Origin of the sequence: Pseudoroseomonas ludipueritiae, from assembly GCF_014490445.1 — a bacterium.
In the GTDB taxonomy this organism is placed as follows: domain Bacteria; phylum Pseudomonadota; class Alphaproteobacteria; order Acetobacterales; family Acetobacteraceae; genus Pseudoroseomonas; species Pseudoroseomonas ludipueritiae.
On record NZ_JACTUZ010000122.1, the window covers coordinates 1 to 13,488 of the forward strand.

The window sequence follows — 13,488 nt, forward strand, 5'->3', positions numbered from 1 at the left end:
TGTGGCGGGGGCCGCCGCCCAGCCCAGGCCGGAGGACCAGAGCACCAGCGCCATCACCGCCGTGGCCACCGCCGGCCGCAGGGCGCGGGCCAGCAGGCGCGAGGCCGGCAGGCGCAGCAGCCGCAGCGCATAGGCCACCAGCAAGGAATGCTCCGCCGCGACGATGATGGCGGTGGCGACGGCCGCGCCGGTCAGCCCGTGATGGGAAATAAAGAAGGGCAGCAAGGGCAGCCGCGCCACGGCCGAGACGGCGGCGATGCACATCAGCGTGCGCAGCATGGCGCGGGCATTCAGCAGCGCGGTGCTGACATTGCCGAAGAGCGTCATGGTCCAGGCGGCGCCCAGCACGGCCACCACCGGCACCGCTTCCAGCCAGTCCTGCCCAAAGCCCAGCGCCACCACCGGGCCCGCGACCAGGGAGATGCCGAAGCCCGCCGGCAGCACCAGCAGCGCGATCAGCGCCACGATGCGCAGATAGGCCTCGCCCACCTCCTCCGTGCTGCCGGTGCGGAGGGCGCCGGCGAAGCCGGGCATGCAGGCGCGGCAGATCGGGTCCACCACCTCGGTGGCCGGCAGGGTCGAGACCTCCATGCCCACCGCGAAGACGCCCACCTGGGTCGGCGACAGCATGCGGCCGATCACCAGGCTGTCGATCTTGTCGCGGATAACGCAGACGACGCTGAGCAGCCAGCTCCAGGCCGAGACGCCCGCCAGCTCCCGCCAGGCCGAGAGTTCCAGGCGCGGGCGATAGGGGTGCATCGCATAGCTCATCAGCACCAGCGCCAGCCGGTTGGCCACGATGCCCAGCACCAGGGCCCAGTGGCTGCGCAGCAGGAAGGCGCTGCCGACCGTGACGGCGATGCCCAGCAGCCGCGGCAGGAACTGCAGCTTGAATTCCTTGTCGAAGGTCATGTGGCGGCGGAAATCCACCGTGCCCACATTGGTCAGCCCCGCCGCGCCGGCCGAGAAGGCGATGGCCAGCAGCACATCCTCCAGCCGCGGGTCGCCGAAGAAGCGCGCGGCCGGCGCCGCCGCCAGCACCACGGCAGTGGCGGAGAGGACCGAGCGGATGAGGTTGAGTGTGAAGGCGGTGTGATAGAGCGCCGGGCGCGGATTGGGCGTGCGGACGATCTGGTCCTCGACGCCAATGGAAAGGCAGACATCCAGCGCGATGGCGAAAGAGGTGGCCAGCGCCACCAGGCCGAAGTCTTCCGGCGCCAGCAGCCGCACCAGCACCAGCGTGCTGCCCAGCCCCAGCGTGCGGGTAACCATGCGCCAGGCCACCACCCAGCCGGCACCGCGCATGGTGCGCCCGAGCATGCTGCCCGGCGTTTCGTCAGGAGTGGACACGCGTCAGGCCTCGGCGACGGCGGGCTGGGCCCGGGTGCCGGCCAGGCCGGCGAGGAAGCCCTCCAGCACCAGCAACTGCCACAGCGCCTGGCTGTGGTCGTGCCGGCCGGAGGCATGGCGGTCCACCATCTCGGCGATGGCGGCGGGGTCGAAAAGGCCGGAATCCATCATGGGCGCGCCCAGCAGCCGGGCCCGCACCGTCTCCGCCCCGGCGCGGAACTGCCCGCCAATGGCGGCGGCGAAGCCCTGCTTGGGGCCGTTGAGGATGCTGTCCGGCAGCAGCGGCGCCACCGCCTGACGCAGCACCTGCTTGCCCTGGCCGCGTTGCAGCTTCAGCGCATCCGGCAGGCCCATGCCCCATTCCACCAGGGTATGGTCCAGCAGCGGCGGCCGCACTTCCAGCGAGACGGCCATGCTGGTGCGGTCCACCTTGGTCAGGATATCGCCCGGCAGATAGGTATGCAGGTCGGCATACTGGGCCTGCAGCAGCGAGGCTTCGGGGTCGCAATCCGCCATCAGCGTGGCGAAGCGCTGGCCGGGGTCATGGCCCTGCAGCATCGCCCGCATGGAGGGAGAGAAGAGCGCGCGGCGCTGTTCCTGATGCACCCGGCAGACGGTGCGGTAATAGCCCAGCGCGCTGTCCAGGCTGATCTCCGTCAGCGTGTGCTTGGCCCGCAGCCAGCGCGGCGCGGTATCCAGCTTGGGGTAGATGCGCGCCAGCCCGCCCAGCACCCGCCGCCGGGCGCCGGCCGGCAGGGTACGGCGCACCGCCTCGGCCATCTGGTGGAAGCGGTAGCGGCGGTAGCCGGCGAAGACCTCGTCGCCGCCATCGCCGGAAAGCGCCACCGTCACATGCCGCCGCGCCAGAGTGCAGACCGCCAGCGTGGGGACGGAGGAATGGTCGCCGAAGGGGGCGCCGAAGACCGCCGCCTGGGTGCGGGCCGCATCCAGGTAATTGGGGGAGGAGGCCTCAGCCAGATGCATGGCGCCCAGCCGGGCCGCCATGCCGGCGGCAGCCGGCCGCTCATCCGCGCCGCCGGGGAAGCCGATGGTGAAGGTACGCAGCGGCCCCGTGACCGCCCTGGCGGCCAGCGCCGTCACGGCCGAGGAATCGACGCCGCCGGAGAGGAAGCTGCCCAGCGGCACATCGGACATCAGCCGCAGCCGCACCGATTCCTCCAGCCGCGCCGCCAGTTCCGCCGCCGCATCGGCGGGGTGGGCCCGCAGCGCGGTGGGCGGGCGCCAGTAGCGGCGGGGCGGCGGCAGCACCGCCGGGCCCTGGCGCAGCACGAGCATATGCCCGGCCGGCAGGCTGCGGATGCCGGCATAGATGGTGTCCGGGTCCGGCACATAGCCCAGGGCCAGGAAGTCATCGAGCGCCTGCGGGTCGATTCGGCGGGGCAGGTCCGGCAGTGCCAGCAGGCCGCAGAGTTCGGAGGCGAAGGCGACCCCGCCATCCGGCATCTGGGCATAATGCAGCGGCTTCTCGCCCAGCCGGTCCCGCGCCAGCACAAGCTGCCGCGCCTCGCGGTCCCAGATAGCGAAGGCGAACATGCCGTTCAGCCGGTCCAGGCAGGCCGTGCCCCAGGCTGCCCAGCCGTGCAGGATGGCCTCGGTATCCGAGCGGGTGCGGAAGTGGTGGCCCATGGCCTCCAGCTCCTGCCGCAGCGCCGCGTGGTTATAGATTTCGCCATTGAAGGAGATGACGAAGCGGCCGTCGGGGCTGGACATCGGCTGCGCGCCGCCCGCGAGGTCCACGATCGCCAGCCGGCGGTGCCCCAGGCCCAGGCCCGGCTCGATATGGAAGCCCTCGCCATCCGGGCCGCGGTGCCGCAGCGCATCCGTCATGGCGCGCAAAGCGGCGGCCTCCGGACGGGTGCCGCCGTCTAAATAATAAATTCCTGCCAGGCCGCACATTTGTCGATGATCCTGCTACACATTACCGCGAGGCGGGTTTGGCGAGGCGCACCGCCTGCCAGGAGATCAGTGAATGAAGGCTCACGACATTGTCGCGGGTTCGCAGCAGTACCAGGCAGCCCCGCGCGCCGTGACGCGGCGCTGGGGCTGGCCCTTCGCGGTGCTGTTCATCGGCGCCTGCTCAGCCTTGGGCTGGGCCGCGATCGCCTTCCTCATCCGCAACGCTTTCAGCTGACGGCCCGGAGCGGCTCGATCCGCTCCGCCAGCCCCGGACGGCCCGCGGCCAGCCAGGCCAGCGTCTCCGCCAGGCCGTCCCGCAGCGAAGTCTGCGGCTGCAGTCCCAGTTCCCGCCGCGCCAGTGCCGGCTGGCCCAGCGAATGCCGGATCTCGGCGGCACGCGGCGGGGCGTGGTGCAGGTCCAGTGCCTGGCCGGACAGGTCGGCGATCAGCGCCGCCAGTTCCAGCACCGAGGTCGGCCGGCCGCTGCAGACGTTGTAGACCGGCGCGGCGGTCGAGGCCGCCGGCATCGCCGCCAGCAGCATCCGCACCACATCCGCGACATAAACGAAGTCGCGCGTCTGCTCCCCATCCCCGAAGACCTGCACGGGCTGCCCGCGCGTGATGCGGTCGGAGAAGATGGAGATCACCCCGGAATAGGGTGAGCGCGGGTCCTGCCGCGGCCCATAGACGTTGAAGAAGCGCAGCCCCGCCGTGCGCAGTCCATGGGTATGGCCGGCCACCAGGGCATGCTGCTCACAGCCCAGCTTGTCGGCGCCATAGGCGGAGAGGGGGCGCGTCGCCACGCCCTCGTGCAGCGGCAAGGCATCGGCGGCGCCATAGACAGCGGCGGAGGAGGCATAAACCACCGGCACGCCATGCAGCCGCGCCGCGTCCAGCAGCGCCACGGTGCCGGAAAGATTGGTGCAGTGCGTGCCGTACCAGTCCTGCACGCCGCGCTCGACCGAGGCGACGGCAGCCAGATGGTAGCAGGCATCCACGCCGGCCAGCGCTTGCCGCACGGTGGCAGGGCGCGCGACGTCACCGATCAGGAGGGAGGCACCGGGCGCGAGATTGGCCTCGCTGCCCGTGGACAGATCGTCCAGCACCCGTACGCGATCACCGCGCGCGCGCAGGGCGGCGCAGAGATGCGAACCGATGAACCCACAACCGCCGGTGACAAGGATGGTCGCCATGTTCGTAAGACCTTCCGACATCGTTGTCTGCTGACAATGCTATCCAAATATAGGAAGATCATGAAGTGTAAAAAGACACGACCATGATAATTACATCTTCAGTAAATAAATCACGTGATATGTAATTTTAATGTATTGAAGTGAAAATATCAGCACTGTCGGAAATTTTTACTTCACGACTGCCCGATGGAAGATAGGATGCGCCGCATTCCGCCAGGGCTTTTACCGGGGCACGGCGTGTCGGACCCTGTCACGGGAGGGATGTTTTCATGGATGTGAGCGTCGTCTGCCCTGTCTTCAACACGCCCCCGGACCTGCTCCGGCGCGCGGCGGAATCAGTGCTGCGTGAGCGGCTGGCGGTGCGCGAGCTCATCCTGGTGGATGACGCTTCGGATGACCCCGCCACCCTGGCCGCCTGCCACGCGCTGCGGGAGGCCGATGCGCGGGTGGTGCTGCACCGGCTGCCGCGCAATGCCGGCCCGGCCTCGGCACGGAATGCCGGGCTGCGCTTGGCCACAGCATCCTGGGTCGGCTTCCTGGATGCCGACGACCTCTGGCTGCCCGGCCGCATCGAGAGCACGGAAGCCCTGCTGGAACTGCACCCGGATGCTTGTTGGATCGGCGGCCCGCACAGCTTCATCAGCGGCGAGGCCGACGACACTGCCCGCCAGCCGGCCCCCGCGCTGGTCGGGCGGATGGGGCATGCCGGCGCGAAATGGCCGGTGCGCCTGAAGGGCCCCGCCCTGACCCGGCTGCTGATCGCGGATTTCTGCATGCACCTGGGCGCCATGCTGGCGCGGCGCGACCTGCTGCTGCGCGCCGGCGGCTTTGCGGAAGGGCTCAGCTATTATGAAGACTTCCTGATGATGGCGAAGCTTTCGGTGCTGGCGCCGCTGCATTACCTGCCGGAGCCCGTCTATGGCTGGCGGCGCGGCAATGCCGGCCTCACCACCTCCCGCGCCCGGCTCAAGGGACATGCGCTGCGCATGCACCGGCTGGCGGCGGCGGACCCGCTGCTGCAGGGCTTCCGCCGGGAGCTGCGCTGGGCGAGCTATCAGGCGCGCAAGGGCCTGGCGCTGAACAACCTGCTGGCGGGCCGCCGTGCCCATGCGCTGGGCTTCGCCTTCAGCGCCCTGGCGCTGGACCCGCGGGAGCTGCGGGAATTCGGCGTCTTCCTGCGGCTCTGGCTGCAAGGGACCGGAGCGGCGGCGGCGGAAGGCAACCGCTACAGCGCCGCGGAGCGCTTCCAGGTGAGGGCCAACGCATGACCGCCGCCGGAATGCGCGAGACCGCGCTGCGTGCCGCCTGCGCCGGGCTGCGCATGTACTTCCAGCATGTGCCCTTCAGCTTCGGCAAGCAGCAGCTCTGGGACCGGGTGGTGCAGCCCTACATCATCTGGCGGCGGCTGAAGATCGACGCGCATACGCGCTTCGGCGCCCGCTTCACCGGCAGCTTCCCGGATGCCGTCCATAGCTACGCCTATTTCTTCGGGGTCTGGGAGCCGGGCGTGACCGCCATCTACCGCCAGGCGCTGCGGCCGGGCGATGTGGTGGTGGATATCGGCGCCAATGTCGGCATGCATGCCCTGCTGGCGGCCCGACTCGTCGGCCCAGACGGGCAGGTGCATGCGATCGAGGCCTCGCCCTGGATTCATGAGCGCCTGCGCCAGAACCTGCGCAGCAACGGCATCTACAACGTCACCACCTACAACGTGGCGGTGACGGAGGAGCCCGGCACCGTGCCGGTCTTCGTGCATGACGATACCAATCTGGGCGGCACGACCATTGTCGCGGCCGAAGCCTCTCACACCCAGCGGCAGGAAGTGGTGCAGGGCCGCCCCCTGGGCGAGATCGTGCCGATCGAGGCATTGCGCGCCGCCCGCCTGATCAAGATCGATGTCGAGGGCGCCGAGATCATGGTGGTGAAAGGCATGCGCGACCTGCTGCCGTTACTGCGCCAGGATGTGGAAATACTGGTGGAGGTAAAGACCGCGGCGCTGCTGGCACTGGGCAGCTCCTTGCAGGAGTTCCTCGGGATCTTTGCTGAGGCTGGCTTTAAGCCTTTCGAAGTCGCCAATGCCTATGACGGCAACTTCTACATCGACAGCAGGCGGCAGGTCGCGCCGGCGCCCTTGCAGCGGCATGACTTCGAGATGGCGGACCTGCTCTTCCGCCGCGTGCAGGGATGACCCCCATGGACAGCCGCCCCGTGGCCTCCATCAGCGTGGTGGTGCCGACCTATAACCGCGCCGCCCTCCTGCCGGCGACGCTGGATGCCATCCTGGCGCAGACGCTGCGCCCGCAGGAGGTGATCGTGGTGGACGACGGCTCCACCGACGACACCGCTTCCGTGCTGGCGCGCTACGGCCGCCGGCTGCGTGTGCTGCGCGTCACCAATGGTGGCGACCTGAAGGCGCGCAATGCCGGCCTGGCCGAGGCCGCGGGCGACCTCGTGGCCTTCTGCGACAGCGACGACCTGTGGAAGCCTGGCTTCCTGGCGGCGATGCTGCGGATCTGGCAGGCGGAGCCGGCGCTGCGCGTCGCCTTCAGCGACTTCACCATCATCCGCGACGGCGTCTGGGAGGAAGGCCGGAAGTTTGCCGATGCGCCGCCGGGATTCTGGGACGGCCTGCGCTCGCTTGGCGCTTCCATGTCGGTCTTCGACCAGCCGATCGTTGAGCGGCTGCTGGATTTCCAGCCCTTCTTTCCCTCCTGCATGGTGGCCGACCGGCGCTTCCTGCTGGAGGCCGGTGGCTGGGATGCATCGGTGGGCCGCCGCGTGGGCTGCGACTTCGCCACCATCCTGCGGGTGGCCGAGCACGCGCCCTTCGGCGTCGTGCAACAGCCCCTGGTGGGAATCCGCAAGCACGCCGGAAACCACTCGGCCGATGTGCAGGCCATGAACCTGGGCGATGCCTGGATCCTGGAGCATGTGCTGGGCCAGCGCCCATCCTTGCAGCCGCATGCGGCGGCGTTGCGGGCCAGCGTGGCGGCGCGGCGCATGCAGGCGCTGGATACCGCCTTCGCGCGCCGGGATTTCCAGGCGGTGCGGGAGATCGCGGCCCTGCTGCCGGCAGCGGCCCAGCCGCCAAGGCTGCGGCTGAAGGCCCGCGTAGCGCATCTGCCGCCGCTGTTGCGGGAAGCAAGCGGCGCGCTGCTGCTCTCGCTGGGTTCGCTCGCTGCGGCCCGGCGCCGGCTGCGGCGCTAGAGCGCCTTCACCCGATCAGGCGATTCCGCCTGATCGGGATCTGCTCCAGGTGGCTGCCTTCAGCCGCAGCGCCCGGCGCCGCGCGGCACGATGCTGAAGGTGGGGTCCCGGCGGAAATCCTGCGGCCGGGTGAAGGGCGCGCTGACGCCGGCCAGCCAGGCATAGGCCCGGCGCGCATCGGCGGAGCCGGTAACGTCGATCAGCGCCGCCAGGGATTGCAGCGCGAGCTGAGCGTAGTCGCCCTCGGTCTTGCTCCAGCCGCCGTCGTTGGAGAGCCCGGCGGCGCGCATGGCCCGCGCGGTTTCCGCCCAGCTCCGCAAGGGCCGTGTCTCGCCTTCGCCAGCCCCGGGGTCGGAGGCGATCAGATAGGCCACGCCATCATGCGGGTCGAAGCCCTTGTCCTTGGCCATGAAGCGCCCGACCAGGAAGTTGCTCATCCATTCCAGCACGTAGCGCGCATCCGGGTTGCCGCGCCGCGCGGCGGAGGCGGCGGTGGAGGCGAAGTAATCCTGCTGCCAGGGCGGCAGCATGCCGGGCGTGCCATAGGCGCCGGGAATGCAGCCGCGCAGCTCGCCCTGCTCCCTGCTCCAGCCCGCGGTGCGGGACCGCAGCCAGGCCCAGTTGCCTTCCGAGCAGGCGCGCAGATAGGGCAGGTTGGGGTCGTCCTCGTCGCTGGCCCAGGCGGCATTGTCCAACTGCCGTAAGGACCATGCGGAGCCGCGCACCTGATTGGTGCGAACCACGTTGACGCCCTCGCCTGGCCCCTGGGTGGCGGGATTGCCCCGCACCCTTGGCCATTGCGCGACCACGCACCAGGCCGCCTGCGCCTGCAACTGGTCCAGGAAGGCGCGGCGGCCGGTGAGCAGATAGGGCACGAATCCGAGGTCGGGCTGGTGGGCAACATCCGGTGCCCAGCCTGTGTCGCTGGCCACGGGCTGCATCAGCCCGCCCGGCGGCGGGCCGCCGCGCCCGTCGATCCAGAGCTGCGGCCAGCGGCGCGTATCCAGCCAGCCCCCATTGCCGCTGCCGCCCGCCGGGTCCCAGAAGTGCCAGGGCGCGGAGCCGGCGGCTTCCGCCTGCCCGATGGCGAAGGCGGCGGCGCGGCGGTCACCCGAGACCAGCCAGGCCGCCTGGGCCTGGGTGGCGGGGCCGATATCCGGTCGCCCGCCGGGCTGGTACATGTCCTGCGCCAGCAGCCGCGGGCCGAGGGGTTGGGCCCAGGCCGGGGTGGCGGTGGCGGCGCCCAGCCGCGCCAGCAGGGCTTCGTCCACGCCCAGCTCGGCATTGTAGCGTGCCACCGCGCCGGCATCGGCCAGGTAGCCAGGGTCCTGCCGCACCAGCGGCGGCGGCCCACCGGGGCGGGAGACGAAAAGGCGGCCCCAGGCGGTATATTGCGGCTGGTGCGGAATCTCGAAGCGGCCGACAGGCTTGCCATCCAGCAGCAGCCGCGCCGTGTAGCGGGCCGCGCCGCCGCCGGAACGCATGGCGAGGTCGTTGCGGAACCAGGCATCCAGCCGCAGCGCGCCATCGGCATGCAGCGACACATCGGCCACCAGCCGCAGCGAGGTGACGCCGCCGGCCGAGGAGGGCGGCACCAGCGCCTCCACGCGCCCCTGCACCGCCAGCGGCCCGGACTGCCAGGGCCTGCCACGCAAGGCGCGCGGCAGCAGGTCCAGCCGCCAGGTCTCACCGCCGGGGCCGGTGACCTCCACCACGGCCTGCCGCCCACTGGGCTGCGGCGGCGAGGCCGCCTGCTGCTGGCCCGGGCGGGCGGAGAGCATCACGCCGGCCACCTGCCCATCGGCCAGGGCGGGCGTGGCCATCGCGAGCAGCGCCAGCCGCACCGAGCCGTCCGCGTGGCGGTTGCGGATATCGATCTGCACCGGCAGGGCGCCGCCCTGGGTCAGGCGGGCTTCCGGCACATGGCCGGCGGGCAGGTCCCCTGGTCGGAAGGCGTGGCCGAAAACCGCCACGGCACCCGATGGGCCGCCGCTGCCTTGCAGCAGCAGGCCGGCGATCTCACCAGGGCGGGAGGGGCAGGGCAGCCTCGCCGCCGAGGCGGCCCGGGCCAGGGAAGGGGCGGCAACCAGGGCGGCCGCGCCCAGCACCGTGGCGCGCCGGCCGACGGAGAAGGGGGGAAGCGTCATGCCAGCACCTTGCGGAACAGGGAAACCTGCCCGGCCGTGGTCTCGTCCCAGCCAAAGCCTTCGGCATAGGCGCGGGTGGCGGCGCGGGCGGGCGGATCGGCCAGCAGCCGGCGGATTCCGGCGGCAATGGCATCGGGGGTGATCTCGTCCATCACCAGCCCGGCCTCGGGCGCGCGCACGGCTTCCCGGCTGCCCCAGGCGGGGCTGGCCACGACGGGGGTGCCGCAGGCCATGGATTCCAGCAGCACATTGGCCCAGCCTTCGCGGGAGGAGGCCAGCACCATGGCATCGGCGGCACCGTAGTAGAGCGGCAGCCGCGCATGGGGCTGCGCGCCCAGCAGCCGCACACGATCGGCGACGCCGAGCCTTTGGGCGAGATCCTGCAAGGCCGCGCGCTCCGGCCCGTCCCCCAGCACCAGCAGCGTATGGCGCGGCAGTTGCGGCAGCGCGGCGATGACGTGGTGGTGGCCCTTGCGCTCGATCAGGTGGCCGACCGAGAGCAGCAACGGCCCGCTTTCATGCCGCGGCCCCAAGCCCAGCGCCGCCCGCGCCACCTCGGGGCTCGGCGCCAGGCGGAAGGTTTCCAGGTCCACGCCATTGCGCAGCACCGTCACCTTCTCCTCCGGCGCACCCAGTTCCACCAGGCCCGCCTTCAACCCGGCGCTGACGGCGATCAGCGCATCGGCCTCCGCGATGGTGCGGCGGATGGCGCGGCCGGGCAGGCGGTAATGCGGCAGCTGGCTGGTGTCGGAACCCCGCGCGGTGATGACCACCGGCAGGCCGAATTCGCGCCCCAGCCGCACCGCCGCGACGCCATCGGGGTAGAGGTAATGCGCGTCGATCAGGTCGAAGCGGTGGCCTTCCGCCAGCAGCCGCCGCAGCGCCGCGCGGGCGGCGTGGTAGATCGCCGCGGGGCCGGTGAACATGCCGAGGCGCGGCGGCGCCAGGAAGCGCGGGTGGTGCAGCACCAGCCCGTGCCGCTCCTCGCGCAGCGGAATGGTGGCATAGCGCGCCCAGTCCCCGAAGCGCGGGGAGGCGGAGGGGAACCAGGGCACCGGCGCCAGCACGGTGCTGGTGGCCTCACCCCCGGCGACGAGATGCCGCAGGCGGTTTTCCACGAAGACGCCATGATTTGGCTGCGCCGCGTTGGGGTAGAGCGTCGTGAAGGTCAGCAGCCTGATCGGCGCGCTCGCGCGGCTGAGCACGCTGACGCCAGCCGGTGCCGGCAGCGTCCCGGTCTGGAGTTGCATCAGTGCTGCCCTCCAGCATGTCGAAGGGCGACCAGGGAATGGTGCCCGGGTTCAACACGCTCCACCACGCCAGCCAGGCAATGCCGGTGATCATGCAAACGAAGTAGATCGAATCCATGCGGGACCTCCTCGGTCCAGGGGAAGGGGGCGGTCATGCGCGGGCGCTCCGGGGCAAGGCGTCGCGGGCCATGGCCGGGCGGGGAATGGCGGCGCGGTTGCGCCAGCCGGTGGCGGATGCAGCGGCTTCATCGGCGCCGCCGGGCAGGGTTTCGCCGGCCAGCGCGCGCTTGGCCAGGGCATGGGTCGCTGCGATCACCACCAGCAGGGTCCAGTAGAAATCCCAGTAGGAGAGGGACAGGAAGCTGCCGCTGACCAGGTAGGCCATGATCGATACCTGTCCCATGCGGCCCAGGTCATGCGCCCAGGCGAGGTCGGGCCGGTGGCGTGTCATGCGCGAGAGCCGGATGGCATAGAGCAGCCCAGTGAGACTCAACCCCGACCAGATGAAGAAGGTGGGGAAGCCGTGCTCGCCCAGCAGCTCGAACCAGATGCTGTGCACGGCGCGGGCGGGGCCGCCGGGGGCGACGGTATCCACCACCTCCCGATTATAGGGGCCGGTGAAGCCCGAGCCCACCAGCGGCCGCTGCAAGGCCAGGTCCAGCGAGATGCCCCAGAGCACCAGGCGCTCGCTGGCGGATGCGTCCTGCTGGTAGGTGGTGATGCTCTCCATGCGCTCGCCCCACTGGCCAGGCATGAAGGCGATGGCGCCGGCCAGGCAAGCGGTCATCACCACAGCCGAGATCACCTTCCGCTTGCTGCGGAGCCACATCATCCCGGCAATGGCCATCAGGCCCAGCAGCGCGCCGCGGGAATAGCTGGCCACGGTGGCCAGCAGCGTCAGCACCATGGCGGCCAGCAGCAGTTGCCGCACGACCCGGTGCTTGGAATGCAGCCGCAGGTAATGCATCAGCGGCAGCGTCACCAGCATGGCGGCGGCGAGGTGGTTGTTGTCGGTGATCATGGTCTGGTCGGGGCCCCAGACGCGGTACTGGCCACCGGTCACGATCGAGAAGATGCCGCCGCGCACGCCGTAATACCCGATCGAGATGATCATCACCCAGACCAGCGCATGGACGCGCCGCCGCTCCGTCAGCAGGGCGGCGGTGAGCAGCAGGCCCAGGATCACCTTGGTCGTCGCTTCCCACTTGGCCCAGACGGCCGTGGGGTCGCCCATGGCGGCGAAGGAGGTGATGGTGAAGCAGCCCAGCAACATCACCAGCAGCAGCGCCACGCCATGTGTCGGAATCCGCTTCGGCTCGGCCGCCATGAAGCAGCCGATCACCGTGGCCGCGAAGACGGCCATGGCCCAGGGCAGTTCCATCGCCACGCCCCAGACCAGCCGGTGCGGGTTCATGAAGGAGATCCAGCTCCACAGCAGCACCCCCGCGAAGGGGCGCATCAGTGCCAAAGGCAGCAGGGCCGCCATGGCCGCCATGAAGGCGAGGTCGCGCATGGGCCGGGAGCCTCAGCGGGTGCGCAGGGAAGCCAGCAGGCGGCTGGCCTCCGCGCGCTCGGGGAAGGGCTGGTTGCCGGCCAGGGCGGGGGCGAGCACCGCCAGGGCCTCCTCCTTCGCGCCAGTGGCGTTCAGCGCATAGGCCAGCCGGTAGGCGGCGGCGGGGTCCTGCTGCGCTGTGCCGCGCAGGGCGGCGGCGCGGCGCAGCAGCGGCACGGCGCGCTGCGCCTGCCCGTTGCGGGCGAGGATCCAGCCCAGCGTATCCGCCGTCTCCTGGTTGGGGGAAAGGTAATAGGCCCGCTGCGCCAGGGCTTCCGCCTTCGCCGCGGCCTCCTTGCCCTCACGCCGGCCGGTGAGCCAGGCGAGGTTGTTCAGGGCCACAGCATCGCGCGGCTTCAGCGCCACCAGCTTGTCCAGGTGCTGCTCGGCGGCATCCATGCGGCCGGCCTGCATGTCGAGCTGCGACAGCAGCAGCAGCGCATCGGTATCCTCCGGCGCGCGGGCCAGCCAGGAGCGCAGCGTGGCGGTGGCCTTCTCGGCCTGCCCGGCGGCGCGCCAGGCATTCGCCTCCCGCAGCGCCAGGATGGCGGAAGGCGCTTCCTTGGCCACGGCGGCATAGGCCTCGGCAGCCTGCTGCGGCTGCTTCTCGGCCAGCATCAGGTCCCCTGGCAGCACAAGGGAGGCCGGGCGAGCCTCAGGGCGGGCGGCCAGTTGCCGCGCCACATCCATGGCCGCTTCCGGCCCCTGGGCCTCCCGCACCAGCCCGACCAGAGCCTGCTGCAGCGCCGCGTCGCCCGGCGCCTCGCGCAGGCCCTGGCGGATCAGCGCCTCGGCCCCCTTGGGGTCGCCGTTCCGCACCAGCACGGCAGCCAGCTGGCGGCGGGCCGGGGCGGAGGAGGGCGCCTCGGCCA

General features: G+C 71.0%; 11 protein-coding genes. 4 read left to right on the forward strand and 7 right to left on the reverse strand.

The genetic code is table 11. The features are described from left to right. Both IBL25_RS19505 and asnB read right to left on the reverse strand, forming a co-directional pair. Positions 1–1,350 (reverse strand): oligosaccharide flippase family protein (locus IBL25_RS19505; protein WP_187780182.1); only part of this gene is annotated, 1,350 nt, incomplete at its 3' end. 3 nt (positions 1,351–1,353) lie between these two features. Then, a complete protein-coding gene (asnB, locus tag IBL25_RS19510) occupies positions 1,354–3,267 on the reverse strand; it encodes an asparagine synthase (glutamine-hydrolyzing) (protein ID WP_187780183.1) in 1,914 nt (637 codons plus the stop codon). Positions 3,268–3,340: 73 nt separating this feature from the next. Here asnB and IBL25_RS19515 point away from each other — a divergent pair, with 73 nt between their 5' ends. Continuing rightward, complete coding sequence (locus tag IBL25_RS19515; RefSeq protein ID WP_187780184.1) at positions 3,341–3,502, forward strand: hypothetical protein; 162 nt, start codon at positions 3,341–3,343, stop codon at positions 3,500–3,502. Here the strand turns inward: IBL25_RS19515 and IBL25_RS19520 are convergent. After that, positions 3,495–4,460, reverse strand: a complete 966-nt coding sequence (locus tag IBL25_RS19520; protein ID WP_187780185.1) for an NAD-dependent epimerase/dehydratase family protein — start codon at positions 4,458–4,460, stop codon at positions 3,495–3,497. The genes IBL25_RS19515 and IBL25_RS19520 overlap by 8 nt on opposite strands. A 269-nt stretch (positions 4,461–4,729) precedes the next feature. Between IBL25_RS19520 and IBL25_RS19525 the strand changes: the two genes are divergently transcribed. The 3 genes from IBL25_RS19525 to IBL25_RS19535 are packed head-to-tail and all read left to right on the forward strand — an operon-like array spanning position 4,730 to position 7,667. Further along, entirely contained in the window at positions 4,730–5,728 is a 999-nt protein-coding gene (locus tag IBL25_RS19525) for a glycosyltransferase family 2 protein (RefSeq protein WP_187780186.1), read from the forward strand. Then, positions 5,725–6,648 carry an FkbM family methyltransferase gene (locus tag IBL25_RS19530; RefSeq protein ID WP_187780187.1) on the forward strand — a complete coding sequence of 308 codons (924 nt, stop codon included), beginning with the start codon at positions 5,725–5,727 and terminating at the stop codon, positions 6,646–6,648. The genes IBL25_RS19525 and IBL25_RS19530 overlap by 4 nt, the downstream gene beginning before the upstream one ends. A 5-nt stretch (positions 6,649–6,653) precedes the next feature. Further along, on the forward strand, positions 6,654–7,667 hold the full coding sequence (locus IBL25_RS19535) for a glycosyltransferase family 2 protein (protein ID WP_187780188.1): 1,014 nt from the start codon (positions 6,654–6,656) through the stop codon (positions 7,665–7,667). Positions 7,668–7,726: 59 nt separating this feature from the next. Here the strand turns inward: IBL25_RS19535 and IBL25_RS19540 are convergent, their stop codons facing one another. The 4 genes from IBL25_RS19540 to IBL25_RS19555 form a co-directional block, all read right to left on the reverse strand. Next, the gene (locus tag IBL25_RS19540) at positions 7,727–9,814 is read right to left on the reverse strand and encodes a hypothetical protein (RefSeq protein ID WP_187780189.1); all 2,088 of its coding nucleotides are present in this window, start codon (positions 9,812–9,814) and stop codon (positions 7,727–7,729) included. Continuing rightward, positions 9,811–11,064, reverse strand: a complete 1,254-nt coding sequence (locus tag IBL25_RS19545) for a glycosyltransferase family 4 protein (protein ID WP_187780190.1) — start codon at positions 11,062–11,064, stop codon at positions 9,811–9,813. Before IBL25_RS19545 ends, IBL25_RS19540 begins: the two co-directional genes overlap by 4 nt. Positions 11,065–11,215: 151 nt before the next feature. Next, entirely contained in the window at positions 11,216–12,577 is a 1,362-nt protein-coding gene (locus IBL25_RS19550; protein WP_187780191.1) for a putative O-glycosylation ligase, exosortase A system-associated, read from the reverse strand. A 12-nt stretch (positions 12,578–12,589) separates the two neighbouring features. Next, positions 12,590–13,488 (reverse strand): tetratricopeptide repeat protein (locus IBL25_RS19555; protein WP_187780192.1); only part of this gene is annotated, 899 nt, incomplete at its 5' end.